We start from the raw sequence: 18,995 nt of genomic DNA, 5'->3' as shown, positions 1-18,995 counted from the left end.
CCGAGATAATGGCCTTCGGCCCAGACTCTGACCGCTTGCGGGATTTTTAATATGCATTTTGGACATTGGCACCACTACGATTGGGTAGCCGGCGCTTTGCTCATCATGATGGCCGTTGCTATCTTATTTCTAAATCACGAATATCGTCCAGCACGGCCGCTTCGCATTTATCAGATCGCGACGCTGGCCGGAGCGTTTGTGATCGGCGGTCTTTTCTTTATTCCCGCAGTGCCCCGCCTCGTCACAGCCTCGCGGCAATTGGTGATCTCACGCGCGCCCACTGAGACATCCGGCCCGTTTCCTGTGGCGACTGCGAATATCGCACTCGCCGCCGCCGCTAATAGCGAGCCGGCAATTCCTATTCAAATCTGGTATCCAGCTGCGGGGCGGCCTGTGGCAACGCCTGCACCGGGCAACTTGGCAGCGCCGCAGTCTTGTTTGGAATTCCTGGAACATCAACGTTTAGCCAATGCGCAGCAACAATTTCCCATCCTTCTTTATGCGCCGGGGAACGGCGGCGTAAAGACCGACAACGCCTCGACTGCGGCGGAGCTGGCGAGCCACGGCTACATTGTCGTGGCTATCGATGACATTGATCGCAGTCCGGGCGCGATGTCCCCATTAACTTTCGACTTTTCATCCGCCGAGGTTTTTAAAGACACACTGCAGGCAGCTGATCGCAAAGTGCGCCTGCAGGCGGAACGAGCCCTCGCGGCGCTCGACAGGCTCGAGGCTTGTACCGATGCGGGCTGGCGAGGGCGCGTTCGCTTCGACCGAGTGGGTTTCTTCGGCTTTTCGATTGGCGGCGCAACGGCGGCGGAAGCCGCGACATTTGACCCGCGTGTTGCCGCCGCCGCAAATCTCGATGGTTGGCTGTTTGGTCGTGCGGCCGGCGGCGAATTCGAAAAACCTTACATGGTCATTCTCATCGAGGACGACGTATTTCCCCGGGCTGCTCAGCTCCAATCCCCGGACGCCATCATACGATCTTCGGCGGCGCTCACAGGTCGCGATATGCGCGAGGAAATAAAACTAGCCAACCGGCCTCACGGCTTTGGATTCCGTATTCTCAAAGCATTCCATGAAAATCTTTCCGATCAGGCTTTCAGGCGCGCCTTTTTCAAATCTTGGCTGGTCGTGAACCCTTATCGTGTCAAGTCGATACGTGATGCCTATTTGCTCGCTTTTTTCGACACTTATCTTCGCGATAAGGCCGCTCCGCTACTCACCCAATCACCATCCCCCTTTGACGAGGTCGAGATCTTGAAAGGGAACCAATATTGGCTCAAAGAAGCGGCTAAGAGTGCAGCTCAATCTGCGGGGCGACTTTGAACCCGTCCGATCCCCTTTGATCTTCCTGCAGGTGAAGTGCAAACGTTAAGCACCGCCGCAAGCCTGGTCGGCGAGCGGCGGCACATTGGGGGGCTTGAGGGCCGCAATGACACTCTGGAATCTGTCCTGAGACGGGCGCAGACGGGCGCGCTAGTGAGTGACGGCGCCCGGCGTGTCCTCTTCGGAGGAAAGCGGAGCCAACGGCTTTGTTTCCTCCTCCCAGACGATCGGCTCCGGCTGGCGAATGAGAGCGTGCTTCAACACTTCTTCCATGCGCGAGACCGGCACGATTTCGAGAGCATTTTTCACCGCGTCGGGAATCTCCGCCAAATCCTTGGCGTTCTCTTCGGGAATCAAAATCTTTTTGAGCCCGCCCCGCAGTGCCGCAAGCAATTTCTCCTTGAGGCCGCCGATCGGCAAGATTCTGCCCCGTAAGGTGATCTCGCCGGTCATCGCGATATCACGCCGGATTGGAATGCTGGTCATGATCGACACGATCGCCGTCGCCATGGCAACACCTGCCGACGGTCCATCCTTGGGCGTTGCTCCCTCGGGAACATGCACATGGATGTCGCGCCGGTCGAACACGGGCGGCTCGATGCCGAAATCGACAGCCCGCGAGCGGACATAGGACGCCGCCGCAGAAATCGACTCTTTCATGACATCGCGCAAATTTCCGGTCACCGTCATGCGCCCCTTGCCGGGCATCATCACACCTTCGATCGTCAGCAGTTCGCCACCGACTTCGGTCCAGGCAAGCCCGGTCACGACACCAACCTGATCTTCGGTCTCGGCCTCGCCATAACGGAATTTCGGGACGCCGAGAAAATCGGGAACATTCTCGGCGGTGACCACGACCTGCTTCGTCTTGCCAGTCAAAATCTGCTTGACCGCCTTGCGCTCAAGTTTGGCAAGCTCCCGCTCGAGATTCCGCACCCCGGCTTCACGCGTGTAGCGCCGTATCAGCAGAATGAGACCGTCATCGTCGATGGACCATTCCTTCTCCGCGAGACCGTGCTTCTTAAGCCCCGCGGGGATCAGATGCCGGCGTGCGATCTCGACCTTTTCGGCTTCCGTGTAGCCAGCGATCCGAATGATTTCCATTCGGTCCATGAGCGGCGCTGGAATATTCAATGTATTGGCAGTCGTGACGAACATGACGTTCGACAAATCATAGTCGACTTCGAGATAGTGATCGTTGAAGCAATGGTTTTGCTCGGGATCAAGAACCTCGAGGAGGGCCGACGACGGGTCGCCGCGAAAGTCCATTCCCATCTTGTCGATTTCATCGAGCAAAAAGAGCGGGTTCGAGCTTTTCGCCTTGCGCATCGATTGAATGATCTTGCCGGGCATCGAACCGATATAGGTGCGCCGGTGACCGCGGATTTCCGCTTCGTCGCGAACGCCGCCGAGGGACATCCGGACGAAATCACGGCCGGTGGCCTTGGCGATCGATTTGCCGAGCGAAGTCTTGCCAACGCCGGGCGGCCCGACAAGGCATAAGATGGGACCCGTCAATTTGTTGGCGCGGCTCTGTACCGCGAGATATTCGAGAATACGCTCCTTGACCTTTTCAAGACCGAAATGCTCGCTATCGAGGACACCTTCGGCGACATTCAGATCCTTCTTGATCTTGGACCGCTTGTTCCACGGAATCGATAAGATCCAATCAAGATAATTGCGCACGACCGTCGCTTCCGCCGACATCGGCGACATCTGCCGCAATTTCTTCAATTCGGCCGTCGCCTTGTCGCGCGCTTCCTTGGACAGTTTCGTCGTCTTGATACGCTCGTCGATTTCGGCAAGATCGTCCTTGCCGTCTTCGTCGCCGAGTTCCTTCTGAATGGCCTTCATTTGCTCATTCAGATAATATTCGCGCTGGGTCTTTTCCATTTGGCGTTTGACCCGGGTGCGAATACGCTTCTCGACCTGCAGCACCGAAATTTCGCTCTCCATCAATGCCAAGCATTTTTCGAATCGCTTGGCGATGGCGATGGTCTCCAGCACGGCTTGTTTCTCGGAGATCTTGACCGCGAGATGGGACGCAATCGTGTCGGCAAGTTTCGAGTAATCCTCGATTTGAGCGACCGCGGCCACGACCTCGGGCGAGATCTTTTTGTTGAGTTTGACATAGCCTTCGAATTCGGAGACGACCGACCGGGAGAGAGCCTCTACTTCGATGTTATCGAATGGCTCGTCGGCGATCACCTCGGCGCGGGCTTCATAGTAATCGTCGGTGCGGGTATAGTCCTGCACCTTGGCGCGTTGCTGGCCCTCGACCAAAACCTTGACCGTCCCATCGGGAAGCTTCAAAAGCTGCAAGACGGAGGCTAGCGTTCCCGTTGTGAAAATCGCGTCCGTCGCTGGATCGTCATCGGCCGCCGTCATCTGCGTCGCAAGAAGGATGAGCGTATCCGCCTTCATGACTTCTTCGAGAGCGCGAATGGATTTCTCGCGGCCGACGAAAAGCGGCACGATCATGTGCGGAAAAACCACGATATCGCGGAGCGGCAGAACCGGATAGCTCTCTACCGTGCCGGGGCGTGCAGGCTCGCGCGTTTGGGTCATTTCAGCATCCTATCAATGAAATCTCTTCGGAGAGATGGCGGCGCGGGCATGTAATTTCAAGAAGCACCCCCGGAGTCACCGCAGGGACGCGGCGGCTCACGATTGGGGCTCCGGGCGGGCGCGAATTCAAGCACTCACACCGCTTTTTTCGTTGCGCTCGGCGTAGATGTACAGCGGACGCGATTTTCCCTCGACGACGTCGGGGCCAATGACGACCTGGTCGACATTCTCAAGGCCGGGAAGCTCGAACATTGTATCGAGCAGGATACCTTCCATGATCGAGCGCAATCCGCGTGCGCCGGTCCGCCGGTCGATGGCTTTCTTGGCGACGACATTCAACGCTTCGTCTTGGAACGTGAGTTCGGTGTTTTCCATCTCGAAGAGGCGTTGATACTGCTTGACGAGCGCATTCTTTGGCTCGGTCAGGATTTTTTTCAAAGCGTCCTCATCGAGATCATCGAGCGTTGCGATCACCGGCAATCGGCCGACGAATTCCGGGATCAGTCCGAACTTCAGCAGATCTTCCGGCTCGACTCGCCGGAGAACCTCGCCCGTCCTGCGGTCGTCCGGCGACTGGACCGTCGCGCCAAATCCGATGGACGTGCTCTTGCCGCGCGTCGAGATGATTTTCTCGAGGCCGGCGAAAGCCCCGCCGCAGATAAACAAAATATTGGTCGTATCGACCTGCAGAAATTCTTGCTGCGGGTGCTTGCGTCCGCCCTGCGGCGGCACCGAGGCGACCGTGCCTTCCATGATTTTCAGAAGGGCCTGCTGAACGCCTTCCCCCGACACATCCCGTGTAATCGAGGGATTGTCGGATTTGCGCGAAATCTTATCGATCTCGTCGATATAGACGATGCCGCGCTGCGCCCGCTCGACATTGTAGTCGGAGGCTTGGAGCAGCTTCAGAATGATATTTTCGACATCCTCGCCGACATAGCCAGCCTCGGTCAGGGTCGTGGCGTCGGCCATTGTGAAGGGCACATCGAGAATGCGGGCCAAGGTCTGCGCGAGCAAGGTCTTGCCCGAACCCGTGGGTCCGATCAAAAGAATATTCGACTTTGCAAGCTCCACATCATTGTGCTTGGCCGCATGATTAAGGCGCTTGTAATGGTTGTGGACGGCGACCGACAACACCCGTTTGGCTTGTGGCTGTCCGATGACGTAATCGTCGAGAACCTTACAGATTTCCTTTGGTGTCGGCACCCCGTCACGGCTTTTGACCAGCGAGGATTTGTTCTCCTCGCGGATGATATCCATGCAGAGTTCGACGCATTCGTCGCAGATGAACACCGTCGGGCCCGCAATGAGCTTGCGTACCTCGTGCTGGCTTTTGCCGCAGAACGAGCAATAGAGGGTGTTCTTCGAGTCGCTGCCGCCGACCTTGGTCATCGAACGTCTCCGTACCGGCCAGGGTCATGTGCAAACCCAGGTCCCTAAGTGAAAGGCGGCGGACAGTGAAAGCTCGCCCACCGGCTGGCGGATCAGCACACGAACCAGCCAGTTTACTTCTAGTTCAAACCCCCTCACCTGGTTACATCGGCACCGCCGAAGCTTTGCAGGCGGCATGGCTCTCGTCAGGAATCCACATCATATCGATGCGATCGTTTCTATCAACCTAAATGGTATTCGTTTCGATTTGTTGCGACAAATCGCAGCTTGAGCGGTTCTCTCGCGCGATTCATTAAGAAATATAAGCAATATCTATACCAAAACAATCATTATTCCGCGCCGGTCTCTATGAATGTCCATCCCATGCGGACCAAGGGGCGGCCAGCACCCACTATTACCCCCGGCCAACCAAGATAATCCCGGCTATCTATCGATAGACCAGGATCGTTAATAAAAGGCGATAAAGGTCCCAAAAGCCTATTTGCTGTCACCCAGCGGAAGCTCTTCCGGCCGCTTGACGATCACGCTGTCAACAATGCCAAATTCCTTTGCCTCGTCGGCCGACATAAAGTGGTCCCGGTCCAGGGTTTTTTCGATCGTATCGTAATCCCGGCCAGTATGGTGGACATAAATATCATTCAGCCGCTTCTTGACCTTCATAATATCTTCAGCGTGGCGGAGAATATCTGAGGCTTGGCCTTGAAATCCACCGGAGGGTTGATGGACCATGATTCGCGCGTTCGGTACAGCGTAGCGGGCATTCGCCTCCCCCGCGCAGAGGAGAAGCGAACCCATCGAAGCAGCTTGCCCGACGCAGAGTGTCGAGACCTTGGGCTTGATGAACTGCATCGTATCATAGATCGCCAGTCCCGCCGTGACCACGCCGCCCGGCGAATTGATATACATCGAGATTTCCTTCTTCGGATTTTCCGCTTCGAGGAACAGCAATTCGGCAATAATCACCGAAGCCATGTGATCCTCGATCGGACCCGTCAGAAAAATGATCCGTTCGCGCAGAAGCCTCGAATAGATGTCGAACCCGCGCTCGCCCCGGCTCGTATTCTCGATGACCTGAGGAATGAGATAATTGTCGTAAATTTCAACTGGACTGCGGTCACGCATGGCGGAGACTTCCCTGATGAATATGAATCTGTCCGAACGGTAAGAAGATCATGACCCCGCCCTGCCGGCAAGGATAGCACGCAACGCCCTGAAGGCGAACATTTGCCGCCCCTGGATCGCGGCGCTTCCGAATCATCCAGGCGTGCTCTCGCTGGCGATTTCGTTTTCATCGTCATCCCGTGCCCGGAGCAGCTCCTCCTTGGGAACCTTTTTGTCGGTGAGTTTAACCAGGGAAATGACGTAATCGACAACCTTTTCCTCGTAAAGAGGCGCGCGAATCTCCGCCAACGCGTTCGGATTTTTCCGGTAGTAATCCCAAACAGCCTTTTCCTGGCCAGGAAAGGCGCGCGCGCGCTGAGTCAGAGCCTGACCTACTTCTTCATCGGAAACCTTGATGTCCGCCTTTTGACCGATTTCGGCCAAAAGAAGACCAAGCCGCACCCGGCGCTCGGCAATCTTGAGATAATCCGCCCGCGCCGCCTCCTCGGTCGTGTTCTCATCCTCGAAGCCGCGGCTGCTCCGTTTCTGCTCGGCCTCGACCGTGCGCCACACCGCGGCGAATTCTTGAGCAACCATGCCTTCGGGGACGTCAAAAGCGAATTTCTTATCAAGCGCATCGAGGAGCTCGCGCTTCCATTTGCCGCGCGAGGCGGCGAGATGATCACGCTCGATATTTTCGCGGATTTTTTCTTTCAGCGCGGCCAAATTCTCGAGGCCAAATCCCTTGGCGAATTCATCGGTGAGCTCGACCTCGGCTGGCGCTGCGACACCCTTGAGCGTCACGTCGAAAGATGCGGCCTTTCCGGCGAGAGCCGGGGCGCTATAATCTTCTGGAAATGTGACCGAAATCGTCCGGCTTTCGCCAACTTTCATGCCTTCGAGTTGCGCTTCGAATCCAGGGATAAAACTGCCCGAGCCAAGCACGAGATCAACATTTTCGCCACTCCCGCCCTCGAACGGCTCGCCGTCGATCTTGCCGACGAAATCCAAGGTTGCCTTATCGCCCTTTTCGGCGGCTGCCTCACCCTCCTTAGGGGTGTAATTGCGGTTTTGCTCGGCAAGCCGGGTCAGGACTTGCTGGACATCCCCCTCCTCCACATCGGCGACGAGCCGCTCGATCTGAATATCCTCGAAACCGGCAACTTCAATCTTAGGCAACACTTCGAGCGCCACGGTAAAGGCGAAATCCGCGTTCGATTCAAACGCTTTCTCGATTTCTTGCGCATCGCCGGGGAAATCGATCTTTGGGTCCATTGCGAGCCGCAACTGATTGTCCTCGACAATCTTGCGGTTGGCTTCGTTGACGGCCTCCTGGACAACTTCGGCCATGATCGATCGGCCATAAAGGCGTTTTAAGTGCGCAACAGGAACCTTGCCCGGACGGAAACCGGGGATGCGCGCCTTGGCCTGCACCTCTGCGAGCTGGCCTTCCACCCGTCCGGCAAGGTCGGCGGCGGCAAGCACCACCTTGAATTCCCTCTTCAATCCTTGCGCGTTTGTTTGCGTGACTTCCATTTCAAAGTAACCTTTTTGACTTCGCCGCTTTGACCCAAGATGCCGGTTTTGCCAGACAACCGCCGGAACGGCAAATAGGGCAATAATGCCATCGCGATCATCGTCTCATGCGTTCCTGAAGGGCGCGCGGTGGCAATTTGGTGCGGGCGGAGGGACTCGAACCCCCACGATTTTCACCACCGGAACCTAAATCCGGCGCGTCTACCAGTTCCGCCACGCCCGCCCGCGCTCCGTCCAAACTTCAATGGCTAAGACCGGACGCCACGGCTCTATAGCAACGGCGGGGGCGGCGCGCAGCAAAAAACTCAAGGCACAGGAGATGGACGGGGGAAAGGCCGGTGTGCTAGATTTAAGAAGGCAGTTGCGGATTACAAGCGAGAAGCGCGACAGAACGCAGGGAGCCGCCGGGATGGCATATGGATCTGGCTATAATGCGCAGGTTATTGCTCCGCCCGCGGCTCTTTTAGGCGGGGTTCTGGTCGTTGGTTTTCTGCTTGAATTAATCTGGCCGATCGGCTTTGTGCCTGCTGGCTATTCATTGCCCGTAGGATTTGCCCTCATTTTTCTTGCCCTCAATCTTGAGGCAGGCGCGGCAAGACAGCTCATCAAAATCAAAACCACGCTGTCATTGGAACGGCCCGCGACAGACCTCGCCACCACGGGTATCTTCGCGTGGAGCCGCAATCCCATGTATCTCGGCATGGTTTTGCTATGTGCCGGCGTCGCTATTTTGCTCAATTCCTTTTGGACGTTGATTCTCACCATCGCCCTCGCGGCAGTTCTGCAAAGAGGGGTCATCGCTCCCGAAGAAGCCTATCTTGAACGGCGATTTGGGCGGAGATATTTAGATTACAAAGTAAAGGTCCGGCGCTGGATTTGATCATACGCGGCACGGACGGATTGCGGCAAAGCGGATTGGCACAATGCAGGACAAACCATCTGGCGGACCCAGCGTCATCGCCCTGCCCCCTTTGATTTTGGGTGCGGCAATCGCGCTCGGCCTGGTCTTGAATTTTTTCTGGCCCGCGAAAATCTTGACCCGCGGCGTGGCGGTACCACTTGGACTTCTCGTTGTTTTGGGCGCCATTACGCTCGGAGTCCTGGCTGTACGGGAAATGCGTGGAGCGAACACGCCTCTTGATGTCCGCAAAACCCCAACCCGGATAGTTACCTCGGGGATATTCCTCAGAACCCGCAATCCAATTTACCTCGGCATGGTTTTGCTGTGCGCTGGGGTCGCTTTGCTCGTCGATTCGCTGTGGCTGGCCGTAATGGTTCCTCTATTGGCGCTTGTTTTGCAAAAAGGTGTCATCGAGCCTGAGGAAAATTATCTCGGAAGAAACTTCGGCGAAGAATATTTGCGCTACAAAGAACGGGTCCGGCGCTGGTTCTAAACTCTAACTCGCCTCGATGCCCAAGCCTGGTACGACCTTCAACGTCAGGGCGTGGTTTTCGATCGCGGCAAACATCGCCCGATCGGCGCCGGTGAGCCAGATTTGCCCGTCCAAGTCTCCCAGCACTTCAAAGAGGGCGTCGCGCCGGACGGGATCGAAATGCGCCGCGATTTCGTCGAGAAGGATGAGGGGCGCCAATCCGCTCATCGCCGAAACGAGGCGCGCATGTGCCAGAACGAGGCCAGTGAGCAGCGCTTTTTGCTCCCCTGTTGACGTCTGCGCGGCTGGGGCTTGTTTCGGGCCGTGCCGTACACAAAAATCGCTCGCCTGCGGTCCGATCAAAGTCCGTCTGGCGGCGGCGTCGCGGGCACGGTTGTTGCGCAAAATGCCGCGATAAATATCTTCGGCTGCGAGGGCCGGGCGCTCTTTCACCAAAGTCTCGACATCTCCATGCACGGCGAGTTCCGCCCATGGAAACAGCGATTCTTTTTCCCGCGTTTCCGCGATGAGCGTGTGAAGGCGTGAGACTGTTTCGAGCCGCCCAGCGGCGATGGCGATTGCCAGTTGAGCGGTTTCTTCCTCGATCGCATCGAGCCAGCCGCGGTCGGCGCTTGTTCCTTCCTCCAAGAGACGGTTGCGGCCGCGCAGGGTGCGTTCAAGCGCGTTGACGCGGGCGGCGTGATCCGCGTCAATCGTCAGCACCAGACGATCGAGGAACCGCCGCCGGTCTCCCGCCGGTCCAGCAAACAGCCCATCCATCGCCGGTGTCAGCCATACCACTCGGACGTGATCGGAAAAGGCGCGTATGGACGCGGCGGGGGCGCGATCGATCCGGTATTTGCGTTGCGCTGGCGCATCCATCTGCGGCTCGATACCCGTCCCTAGCTGGACGCCGCCCCATTGCGTTTCAAGTTCGGCCGAGACGGCGAAGCCGCCACGACCGTCCTTTCGCGGGCATTCGGCAAGTTCGGCACGGCGCAGCCCGCGTCCTGGCGCCAGCAACGACAAGGCTTCGAGCAAATTGGTCTTGCCCGCCCCATTGTCTCCGGTCAGCACGATGAGGTGCGCATCAACGCGCAGATCGAGCGCGGCATAAGAGCGGAAATCGGCCAGCGTGAGCCGCCGCACGCCCTTGTGAGCAAAAGGTTTGGCGGCGGCGTGTGACGTCCGCGCTGGCGCCAGTGACGTTTCGTTCATTGCCGGAAAAGACTCCCATGGACTATGTAAGACGTCCATGCTCAACCCAATTCATCTCAAGGAATAGTCCCGGCACCGCTCGCACCGAATCGCCGCCGGATCGTTCTTTATTATCGCAAGTAAAAGTGTGACGCTTCAAGCCGCCTAAGAATATATGGCCCTCGTATCGAAGATGCAGCGGACAGAACATATGACCAAAACCGCCCGGTTCCTCGATATGAAACGGCGAGGCCAAAAGATCGCGGTCCTCACCGGCTATGATGCGCCGACCGCCAAGGCCGAGGCGGAAGCCGGCGTCGACATCATTCTTGTCGGCGACAGCGTCGGCAGCAATGTGCTTGGCTACGCAAGCGAGAGAGAGGTTACGCTCGCCGACATCTGCCACCATGTCAGCGCCGTTCGCCGGGGGGCGCCCCAGATCGCGATCATCGCCGATCTGCCGTTTCGCACTTATGACACACCCGAGACCGCGCTGATGAACTCCCGCAAGTTAATTGCGGCTGGAGCCGACATTGTGAAATTCGAAGGTGCCCGGCCCGATATTGTCCAGACTCTCGTCGGGTCATCCATCGACGTTTGCTGTCACTTGGGACTCGAACCGCAGCACCATGACGACAAGCGCTTCAAGGGGCGTAAAGCCGGGGACGCGATTGGGCTGCTCCGCGATGCGATCGCCCTCGACGAAGCCGGGATGGCGATGCTGGTTCTCGAATTGGTGCCGGAAGAAGTTGCCGGCCGCATTACAAAATCGATCAAGGCGCCCACGATTGGGATAGGTGCCGGACGCAAGACCGACGGGCAGGTCCTGGTGATCACCGACGTTCTTGGCTTCACGCCAGCGAACTTCCAGCACAACCGGCGCTACCAAGACGTCGGACAGCTGATGCTGGAGACGGCGAAAGCCTATGCCCAGGATGTCCGTTCTGGAAAATTTCCAGCGGCGGAAAATGCGGTTTCCATGAACAAGGACGAGCTTGCCATCTTCTTGAACGAGAAAGCGTGAAGGGTTAGGCGCCAAGCTTTCCTTTAACGAGCGCGCTTGCCTTGCCGAAATCCATGCGGCCCGCGAATTTTCCCTTCAGCGCGCCAACCACGCGTCCCATATCCTTGATCGAGGCGGCGCCCGTCTCGGCGATGGCGGCGGCGATTGCTTGCTCTATTTCCGCCTCGCTCATTTGGCTCGGCAGAAAACCCTGGATAATGGCGATTTCCTCACTCTCCTGCGCTACGAGGTCGGCCCGGCCTGCCTTTTCGTAAATTTCAAGAGATTCCTTCCGGCTTTTCACCATCTTCTGGAGAAGCGCCAAAATATCTTCGCCGGACACGGCTTTCCCCTGCCCTCGCGCCTCGATATCCTTGTCCTTCAGGCCGGCCATGATCATCCGGATGGTCTCGACGCGGCGCTTTTCGCCAGCCTTCATCGCCGTCTTAAGCTCGCTCGAAATTTTTTCGCGCATCTGCGTCTCGCTGGTGGTTTGGATTGACGGCGGCGGCCGACCGCTTTATCGCACTGCAAGACATGGATCTCAAGGGCGCATGAAACACGAGCAAGGGCAAAATCATCCCTTCTGGCGGGAGCCGCGGGCGACCGCGCTTCTTGTTTTGGCCAATGGCATGGTGCTCGAGGGGACAGGGTTTGGTGCCGAGGACTCCGCCGTTGGTGAAGTCTGTTTCAACACGGCGATGACGGGCTATCAGGAGATCCTCACCGATCCCTCCTACGCGGGCCAAATCGTCACCTTCACCTTTCCCCACATCGGCAATGTCGGCACCAATGACGACGATGTCGAGACAAGCAATCTAGCGGCGAGCGCCAGCGTGCGGGGGATCATTGTTCACGCGCCGGTAACGGGTCCTTCTAATCACCGCGCCAGTGGTGAGTTGAATGCCTGGCTTAAGGCGCGCGGCATCGTCGGCCTTTGCGGTGTGGATACGCGCGCGCTGACCGCGTTCATTCGCCAGAACGGGATGCCGAACGCGGTCATCGCCCATTCCCCCAGCGGCGATTTCGATGTCGAGGCTTTGCGGGACATGGCGCGCCAATGGCCAGGTCTCGAGGGGATGGATCTTGTGCCAGCCGTCACCGCCGCGCAACGCTATGCCTGGACGCAAGCGGCCTGGAGGCCGGGCCAAGGGTTTCGCACCGTTTCAGACGGAAGGTATAATGTTGTTGCGATCGATTATGGGATCAAGCGCAATATTCTGCGGCTTTTGACGGAGGCTGGCTGTGCGGTCACGGTTGTCCCGGCGGAAACTTCGGCGGAAGCGATCCTGTCCCTGCGGCCTGATGGCGTGTTTCTTTCGAACGGCCCGGGTGATCCGGCCGAGACCGGGAAATATGCGGTGCCCGTCATCCAGGCTCTGATAGCGCGCGATGTCCCAACATTTGGCATCTGCCTTGGCCATCAAATGCTGGCGCTCGCGATCGGCGCGAAAACTATGAAAATGCATCAGGGTCATCACGGTGCCAACCATCCAGTTCAGGATTTTACCACCGGCAAAGTCGAGATCGTGTCGATGAATCACGGCTTTTCGGTCGATAGGTTGAGTCTTCCCGCCAATGCGCGGGAAACCCATAGATCGCTTTTCGATGACTCGAATTGCGGTCTTGAGTTGACCGATCATCCGGCTTTTTCGGTGCAGCACCATCCAGAGGCCTCGCCCGGTCCGCGCGACAGCCATTATTTATTTGCCCGCTTCGTCCAAATGATGGAAACGGCGAAGGGCGCTTCTTAAAGATCAAGGATCGCCTTCTTAAGGACGATGGTGCCGGGCTCCCTGCGCGACGGGCAACATTCCCTCGTAAACCTGTTTGGGGGATGCGGGTGAAGATGACCTATGTCATCTGTCTTCAACTACCGATTGTCCAGATGCATTCAGCATCAGGAGATTTTATGTATTTGGAGACAAAATGGGTGACATCCTCGATTTCCGGCTTGGAAGCGGCTGCGAGCGTCAGCGGCCGCTGCCGGCAGGCCCGGCTGAAATCGTTGCGTTCACCGGCGGCTGGCACCGGGCGGGAGCGGGCACGAAAAACCAACCTATTCTGATGCGCTGCCGGCGGCGGATTGCCCGCTCCCTAGCGCCGGTCTGGGCGATCGTTTCGGCTTCCCTCCTTGATCCAAAGAACCGGCCTGGCGGTGCAGCCAGAAAGTCAAATTCACAAACGCCAGCTATTCCTAAGCCGGCGAAGCGGAGCGGCATTTCTCCCTAACGTGACTGGCAGCCATCAAGAAATTGAGCGACAGCCCCATCGACGAGGCGGTCGATCTCGGCGGGTGACGGCGATGCGCGCAATCCGATCAAGCACTGCAGCCGGGCGGTTCCAGAGAGCATGTCCAGAAAATGATTGGCCGCGGCGCTGCTGTCAGGCATGCACAGCTCGCCGCGTTCAATCTGGCGGTCAAAAAACTCCTTCAAAAAAGCGCGGCTGCGGCCTGGTCCTAGTTTCCAAAACCTTTCCGCGAGTTCCGGTATGCGGAGAGCTTCCGCGATCACAAGACGGTTGAGGCTGAGGCACGCTGGCGACGTCACAATGCGAAGATAGCGCACGCCTACCTCGCGCAACACGTCGCCGGGGGCACGTTGGGCCAGTTGCTCCGGTGTCAACCCTTGAAAAATCGTCTCGCAATTTTCGCTGATGATCGCCTCGAAAAGCCCCTGCTTGCCGCCAAAAAGCGCATAGAGCGTTTGCCGGGAGCCGCCGGATCGCCCGATGATGTCGTCGAGCGTGGCATCGGAATAGCCCTTCTCATCGAAAACGTTCCGGGCGGCGGCGAGAAACGCCTCTCGGCGCGCAGCGAGGCGTTTGCCGCTGGGCCGTTCCGTGCAGTTTACGTCGGGGACACTGGCTTTCATTCACAACCTGGTGAGCCTGGACATTCCGTCTTGATATGTACTGTACGAGACAGTACGTTACAAGTGGCTTTCGGAGTGAGTCATGGGGATTGTTGCTTTCGCGCTGCGGTATCGTCACACATTTTATGTGCTGGCCCTGATTGTGCTGTTTCTCGGCGGCAGCGCAATCGTCACAATGCCAAAGGATATCTTTCCGAACATCAATATTCCTGTGGTGACAGTGATCTGGCAATACACCGGTCTTACTCCCGAGGAAATGGAGCAGCGCGTCACAACCTACAGCGAATATTCAATCAGCTCCAATGTCAGCGATATCCGTAATATAGAAAGTCAGACGCTGTCTGGCGTGGCGGTCGAAAAGATTTTCTTTCAACCTACGGTCAATATCGATCTCGCGATCAGCCAGATCGTCTCGGCGTCAAACGCAATCCGGGCGCTGATGCCAACCGGCATACAGCCCCCAGTCATTGTTCAGTACAACGCTTCCTCGGTACCGGTCCTCCAGCTCAGTTTGAGCTCGGATCAGCTAAACGAGCAACAGCTTTACGATTATGGAATCTACCGGATGCGGCAGGCCCTGGCGCCTATTCCGGGGATCACGCTGCCGACCCCCTATGGCGGCAAGTACCGCCAGGTCATGATCGATATCGATCCCAATGCACTGGCGGCACGCGGCATAACGCCCAACGACATTGTCAACGCCGTGAACGCGCAAAGCCTGACGTTGCCGTCGGGGGACGCGAAGATGGGCGATACGCAATTTATCGTGCGCGTCAACAATATGGCCCCGTCGATAGACGCTTTGAATCGTATTCCGATCAAGCAGTCCGGGGGCACGACTGTCTATCTCTCCGACGTCGCGCATGTCAGGGACGGCTGGGCCGTGCAGCAAAATATCGTGCGGACCGATGGAAAGCGTTCGGTACTTCTGACGATCATCAAGAACGGCAATGCCTCAACTCTCGATGTGGTCAACAAGGTGAAGGAGGCACTCCCCGAGATCCAGCGGGCGGCGCCACCGGGCATGAAAATTGATTTGCTGTTCGATCAATCGGTGTTCGTCAGCAACTCTATTGCCGGGGTCTTGCAGGAGGGCGCGATCGCCGCCGGCCTGACGGCGGTGATGATTTTGCTGTTTCTCGGTTCGTGGCGCTCGATGCTGGTCGTCATGGTAGCCATTCCCTTATCGATTATGACTTCGATCGCGGTGCTTGCCGCCTTCGGGCAGACGATCAACACGATGACGCTTGGCGGCCTCGCGCTGGCGGTCGGCATATTGGTGGATGACAGCACGGTCACGATCGAGAACACGCATCGTCTTTTGGAGGAGAAGAGGCCATTCGACGCGGCGGTCTTAGAAGGTGCCGCGGGTATCGCAGTCCCAACATTGATCTCGACGCTGGCGATCTGTTGCGTCTTCGTTTCCGTGTTCTTCTTGCAAGGCGCCGCGCGCTATCTTTTCACGCCATTGGCGATGGCGGTGGTGTTTGCCATGCTCGCCTCCTATGCGATTTCGCGCACCCTCACGCCCATCATGATCGGCCTGTTGATCCGCAATGAGCATGAACAGGGTGATAGCGGCACCAGCTGGTTCTCCCGCTTTCATGCCGGCTTCAACGAACGATTCGACCGGTTCCGGAATTTTTACGGTCGGCTGCTGGCGGGCATTCTGCGGCGGCGCGTTCTGACGCCGGCGATTGCCGGGTTGATCGTCATCGGCGGTGGCGTCTTGCTCCCGTTCGTCGGGACTGATTTCTTTCCGGGCGTCGATGCCGGCCTCATTCAGCTGCATGTCCGGGCACCTGCCCGGACCCGCATCGAGCGCACCGAGCGTATCTTTCAGGCGATTGAGGACAATATCCGCACTCAGATACCTGCCGCGCAATTGCATCTCATTCTTGATAACATCGGTCTGCCAGCCCGCACTTATAACCTTGCTTTCACCGATGGAAGTACGATCGGTGTCAACGATGGAATCATTCAGATCGAGCTTATCGACGGCCATCCGCCTACCGCTGAGATCATCAAGAAACTGCGCGCGGAATTGGTGCGCGCTTTTCCCGACGTTCTGTTTTATTTTCAGCCAGCCGACCTTGTCACGCAAGTCTTAAATTTTGGCGTGCCGACCCAAATCGACGTGCAGCTGCAGGGGCACGATGCCGAGGGAAATAAAGAGACAGCCGCCCTACTCCAGCAGAAATTGGCAAATATTCCAGGGCTCGTCGACGTGCATGTTCAGCAAGAGCTGAATGCACCTGAGATGTTTTACACCATCGACCGGACCCGCGCGCAAGAACTTGGTCTAAACATGCAGGAGGTCGCCAACAACCTCAACATCAGCCTATCGTCGTCGGAGCAGGTCTCTCCGAATTTCTGGACGGATCCGAAAACCGGGGTTCCCTATTTCATGGCTGTTCAAACCCCGGAATACCGGCTCACCAACAAAAATCAGCTTGAAAACACTGTGCTCGCGAGCAGCAATGATGCCAACGGCACGCCCATTCCGAGCCGGCTTGGCAATATCGCGACGGCAAAGCGAATCGCCGTTCAGTCGGTCTTTAATCAGTCTAATATCCAACCTGTTTACGATGTCTATGGCAGCGTTCAAAACCGCGATCTCGGCGGCGTTGCGGCGGCAATTGAGAACGTCGTCGCGGACCTGGAGCCGAAACTCAAACCCGGCAATCATATTGTGGTTCGCGGCCAGATCGAGAGCATGCGGAGCGCCTTTGACGATCTCGGCTTGGGTCTCACCTTCGCGGCCGTCTTCGTCTACATGCTGATGGTCGTCAACTATCAGAGTTTTCTTGATCCGCTCGCGGTCATTCTTGCGCTGCCGGGCGCTGGGGTTGGCATCTTGCTGTTGTTGTTTGTCACCGGAACGGCGTTGAGCGTGCCATCAATCATGGGGGCGATCATGTCGATTGGCGTCGCCTCGGCGAATTCCATTCTTCTCGTCACTTTCGCGCGCGAGCAGCGCCTCGCCGGACACAGTGCCTTCGAGGCGGCGCTGTCCGCCGGAACAACCCGCTTGCGTCCGGTGTTAATGACGGCGGCGGCGATGATCGTCGGCATGATTCCGATGGCGATCGGCGGCCCCGGCGAAGAGCAAAATGCGGTGCTGGCCCGCGCCGTCATCGGCGGCGTTGCCGTCGGCACGATCACGACGCTTTTATTTGTTCCCTTTCTTTACTCGGTAATCGGCCGGTTTGGGCAAAGCGGGGCTGCATCGCAGCCGCGTAGCCAAGGATCGACCTCATGAATTATATGCCCGAAAACCACTCCTTGCGTGCCCACCAGCGGGCGAATCCGGACGAGAGCCGCCAGCGCAAACGCGCCCGCGCGCTTGCGATCGGCGCAGTTGCCATTTTGGCGCTATTGGTCGGCTTTGGAACCTTAAGCCATTACCAGCGCGCCGCCACCGCCGATGCCGTGCTTGAAGCCCGCAGCAACGCGGTGCCCGCTGTGCGCACTCTTGTGGTCGGGGCGGAGCTGCAGCCGCGCACCATCGATCTTCCGGGCAGCATGGCGGCATTCGACAGCGCGACGCTGTTCGCCCGCGCCACCGGCTATATCAGTGTCCGCAACGCCGACATCGGAACAAAGCTACGCAAAGGGGATGTGATCGCCATTATTGCCGCGCCAGATCTCGATCAGCAGCTCGCTCAAGCGAAGGCGCAACTTCTGCAGCTTGAAGCGTCGGTGCGCCAAGCGCAGGCGAACGCCGATTTGGGGCGCGTGACGAACCAGAGAACATCCAAGCTTGTCGCGCAAGGTTGGTCGAGCGCGCAACAAGGAGATACGGACCGGTTGACATTTGATGCACGTGCCGCGGGGGTCGCGGTGGCGCAAGCAAATGTCGCCGCGCAGCAAGCCGTGGTGAACCGGCTGCAGCAGCTGACGGACTTCGAAAAGATTACCGCGCCCTTTGATGGCGTCATCACCGGCCGATTCATCGATGTCGGCAGCCTCGTCACCGCCGACGCCGCGAGCGGCAGCCCGATGTTCTCCATTGCGAGAACCGATGTGCTGCGTGTGCAAATCTTTGTGCCTCAGTCCGCTTATTTCGGCGTCAAGGATGGCGATCACGCGACGATCATCGTGCCGGAGCTTGTCAACCGGAGTTTCGATGGCACGGTGGCTCGTAATGCGCAGGCCCTCAACAGTAGCACTCGCACCTTGCTTACGGAAGTCGACGTCGACAATAAGAATGGCGAGCTTGCGGCGGGGCTTTATTGTGTTGTCCGCCTCCAGATCCATCGCTCCGGGCCGGTTGTAAGCTTACCGTCGCAAGCGGTGATCTTCAATAAGGGAGGCCTCGGCGCGGCGGTAGTCGTGGATGGGAAGGTTGAGTTTCGCAAACTCGAACTTGAAGCGGACAATGGCGGCGATATCGATGTGCGCGCCGGCCTGCAGCCAGGCGATCGTGTAATCCTCAGCCCGCCAGTGAATCTGACCAACGGCATGCCGGTCAAGACGCTTTAAAACCCGCCGTCACCCAGCTTCGGGTACGCCAAGCCCAGCGGGCCCAGCACGCTGAAGGGTCAGACAAGGCCACAAAAAAGTACAAGAAAAAAAGTACACGTATTGAGTCGACAACACATGATCGATGGCAGA

15 protein-coding genes and 1 tRNA gene are annotated in these 18,995 nt (G+C 57.7%); 8 read left to right on the top strand and 8 right to left on the bottom strand.

What is annotated here, in order from left to right; genetic code table 11:
- Nucleotides 1-51 precede the first annotated feature (51 nt).
- Nucleotides 52-1,332: a dienelactone hydrolase family protein gene (locus tag QEV83_RS00705; RefSeq protein WP_280129405.1), complete on the top strand. Its 1,281-nt coding sequence runs from the start codon at nt 52-54 to the stop codon at nt 1,330-1,332.
- A 150-nt stretch (nt 1,333-1,482) separates the two neighbouring features.
- Here the strand turns inward: QEV83_RS00705 and lon are convergent, their stop codons facing one another.
- From lon to QEV83_RS00680, 5 genes are all read right to left on the bottom strand, one after another.
- The gene (gene lon, locus QEV83_RS00700; protein WP_280129404.1) at nt 1,483-3,900 is read right to left on the bottom strand and encodes an endopeptidase La; all 2,418 of its coding nucleotides are present in this window, start codon (nt 3,898-3,900) and stop codon (nt 1,483-1,485) included.
- 126 nt (nt 3,901-4,026) lie between these two features.
- Nucleotides 4,027-5,292, bottom strand: a complete 1,266-nt coding sequence (gene clpX / locus QEV83_RS00695) for an ATP-dependent Clp protease ATP-binding subunit ClpX (RefSeq protein WP_280129403.1) — start codon at nt 5,290-5,292, stop codon at nt 4,027-4,029.
- A 477-nt stretch (nt 5,293-5,769) separates the two neighbouring features.
- On the bottom strand, nt 5,770-6,414 hold the full coding sequence (locus tag QEV83_RS00690; protein ID WP_280129402.1) for an ATP-dependent Clp protease proteolytic subunit: 645 nt from the start codon (nt 6,412-6,414) through the stop codon (nt 5,770-5,772).
- Between the two features lie 132 nt (nt 6,415-6,546).
- Nucleotides 6,547-7,929: a trigger factor gene (gene tig / locus QEV83_RS00685; RefSeq protein ID WP_280129401.1), complete on the bottom strand. Its 1,383-nt coding sequence runs from the start codon at nt 7,927-7,929 to the stop codon at nt 6,547-6,549.
- A 138-nt stretch (nt 7,930-8,067) separates the two neighbouring features.
- Nucleotides 8,068-8,152 (bottom strand) — tRNA-Leu (locus tag QEV83_RS00680).
- A 186-nt stretch (nt 8,153-8,338) separates the two neighbouring features.
- Between QEV83_RS00680 and QEV83_RS00675 the strand changes: the two genes are divergently transcribed.
- Nucleotides 8,339-8,809: an isoprenylcysteine carboxylmethyltransferase family protein gene (locus QEV83_RS00675; protein ID WP_280129400.1), complete on the top strand. Its 471-nt coding sequence runs from the start codon at nt 8,339-8,341 to the stop codon at nt 8,807-8,809.
- A gap of 43 nt (nt 8,810-8,852) precedes the next feature.
- Nucleotides 8,853-9,323, top strand: coding sequence for an isoprenylcysteine carboxylmethyltransferase family protein (locus QEV83_RS00670; protein WP_280129399.1), 471 nt, complete (start codon nt 8,853-8,855; stop codon nt 9,321-9,323).
- A gap of 3 nt (nt 9,324-9,326) precedes the next feature.
- On the opposite strand, the gene recF is transcribed toward QEV83_RS00670, so the two are convergent.
- Nucleotides 9,327-10,520 (bottom strand): DNA replication/repair protein RecF, encoded by a 1,194-nt coding sequence (gene recF, locus QEV83_RS00665; protein ID WP_280129398.1) that lies wholly within the window; start codon nt 10,518-10,520, stop codon nt 9,327-9,329.
- A 190-nt stretch (nt 10,521-10,710) separates the two neighbouring features.
- Here recF and panB point away from each other — a divergent pair, with 190 nt between their 5' ends.
- Complete coding sequence (gene panB / locus QEV83_RS00660; RefSeq protein WP_280129397.1) at nt 10,711-11,523, top strand: 3-methyl-2-oxobutanoate hydroxymethyltransferase; 813 nt, start codon at nt 10,711-10,713, stop codon at nt 11,521-11,523.
- Nucleotides 11,524-11,527: 4 nt separating this feature from the next.
- On the opposite strand, the gene QEV83_RS00655 is transcribed toward panB, so the two are convergent.
- A complete protein-coding gene (locus QEV83_RS00655; RefSeq protein WP_280129396.1) occupies nt 11,528-11,977 on the bottom strand; it encodes a GatB/YqeY domain-containing protein in 450 nt (149 codons plus the stop codon).
- A 79-nt stretch (nt 11,978-12,056) separates the two neighbouring features.
- On the opposite strand from QEV83_RS00655, the gene carA reads away from it, so the two are divergent.
- Both carA and QEV83_RS00645 read left to right on the top strand, forming a co-directional pair.
- A complete protein-coding gene (gene carA / locus QEV83_RS00650; RefSeq protein ID WP_280129395.1) occupies nt 12,057-13,256 on the top strand; it encodes a glutamine-hydrolyzing carbamoyl-phosphate synthase small subunit in 1,200 nt (399 codons plus the stop codon).
- A 175-nt stretch (nt 13,257-13,431) separates the two neighbouring features.
- Nucleotides 13,432-13,734 carry a hypothetical protein gene (locus QEV83_RS00645; RefSeq protein WP_280129394.1) on the top strand — a complete coding sequence of 101 codons (303 nt, stop codon included), beginning with the start codon at nt 13,432-13,434 and terminating at the stop codon, nt 13,732-13,734.
- Here the strand turns inward: QEV83_RS00645 and QEV83_RS00640 are convergent.
- The gene (locus QEV83_RS00640) at nt 13,731-14,378 is read right to left on the bottom strand and encodes a TetR/AcrR family transcriptional regulator (protein WP_280129393.1); all 648 of its coding nucleotides are present in this window, start codon (nt 14,376-14,378) and stop codon (nt 13,731-13,733) included. The two genes, QEV83_RS00645 and QEV83_RS00640, sit on opposite strands and share 4 nt — an antisense overlap.
- Before the next feature lie 82 nt (nt 14,379-14,460).
- Here QEV83_RS00640 and QEV83_RS00635 point away from each other — a divergent pair, with 82 nt between their 5' ends.
- Both QEV83_RS00635 and QEV83_RS00630 read left to right on the top strand, forming a co-directional pair.
- Nucleotides 14,461-17,640 (top strand): efflux RND transporter permease subunit, encoded by a 3,180-nt coding sequence (locus QEV83_RS00635; RefSeq protein WP_280129392.1) that lies wholly within the window; start codon nt 14,461-14,463, stop codon nt 17,638-17,640.
- Nucleotides 17,637-18,863 (top strand): efflux RND transporter periplasmic adaptor subunit, encoded by a 1,227-nt coding sequence (locus QEV83_RS00630; protein ID WP_280129391.1) that lies wholly within the window; start codon nt 17,637-17,639, stop codon nt 18,861-18,863. The genes QEV83_RS00635 and QEV83_RS00630 overlap by 4 nt, the downstream gene beginning before the upstream one ends.
- Nucleotides 18,864-18,995 lie beyond the last annotated feature (132 nt).

Source organism: Methylocapsa sp. D3K7 (assembly GCF_029855125.1).
In the GTDB taxonomy this organism is placed as follows: Bacteria; Pseudomonadota; Alphaproteobacteria; order Rhizobiales; family Beijerinckiaceae; genus Methylocapsa.
This window is presented reverse-complemented; position numbering and strand designations above follow the sequence as displayed.

Coding starts and splice junctions, on each gene's coding strand:
- QEV83_RS00705 (WP_280129405.1), top strand. CDS start 52: ATGCATTTTGGACATTGGCACCACTACGATTGGGTAGCCGGCGCTTTG.
- QEV83_RS00645 (WP_280129394.1), top strand. CDS start 13,432: ATGGGTGACATCCTCGATTTCCGGCTTGGAAGCGGCTGCGAGCGTCAG.
- lon (WP_280129404.1), bottom strand. CDS start 3,900: ATGACCCAAACGCGCGAGCCTGCACGCCCCGGCACGGTAGAGAGCTAT.
- QEV83_RS00675 (WP_280129400.1), top strand. CDS start 8,339: ATGGCATATGGATCTGGCTATAATGCGCAGGTTATTGCTCCGCCCGCG.
- QEV83_RS00690 (WP_280129402.1), bottom strand. CDS start 6,414: ATGCGTGACCGCAGTCCAGTTGAAATTTACGACAATTATCTCATTCCT.
- QEV83_RS00655 (WP_280129396.1), bottom strand. CDS start 11,977: ATGCGCGAAAAAATTTCGAGCGAGCTTAAGACGGCGATGAAGGCTGGC.
- QEV83_RS00670 (WP_280129399.1), top strand. CDS start 8,853: ATGCAGGACAAACCATCTGGCGGACCCAGCGTCATCGCCCTGCCCCCT.
- clpX (WP_280129403.1), bottom strand. CDS start 5,292: ATGACCAAGGTCGGCGGCAGCGACTCGAAGAACACCCTCTATTGCTCG.
- QEV83_RS00630 (WP_280129391.1), top strand. CDS start 17,637: ATGAATTATATGCCCGAAAACCACTCCTTGCGTGCCCACCAGCGGGCG.
- QEV83_RS00635 (WP_280129392.1), top strand. CDS start 14,461: ATGGGGATTGTTGCTTTCGCGCTGCGGTATCGTCACACATTTTATGTG.
- panB (WP_280129397.1), top strand. CDS start 10,711: ATGACCAAAACCGCCCGGTTCCTCGATATGAAACGGCGAGGCCAAAAG.
- tig (WP_280129401.1), bottom strand. CDS start 7,929: ATGGAAGTCACGCAAACAAACGCGCAAGGATTGAAGAGGGAATTCAAG.
- QEV83_RS00640 (WP_280129393.1), bottom strand. CDS start 14,378: ATGAAAGCCAGTGTCCCCGACGTAAACTGCACGGAACGGCCCAGCGGC.
- carA (WP_280129395.1), top strand. CDS start 12,057: ATGAAACACGAGCAAGGGCAAAATCATCCCTTCTGGCGGGAGCCGCGG.
- recF (WP_280129398.1), bottom strand. CDS start 10,520: ATGAACGAAACGTCACTGGCGCCAGCGCGGACGTCACACGCCGCCGCC.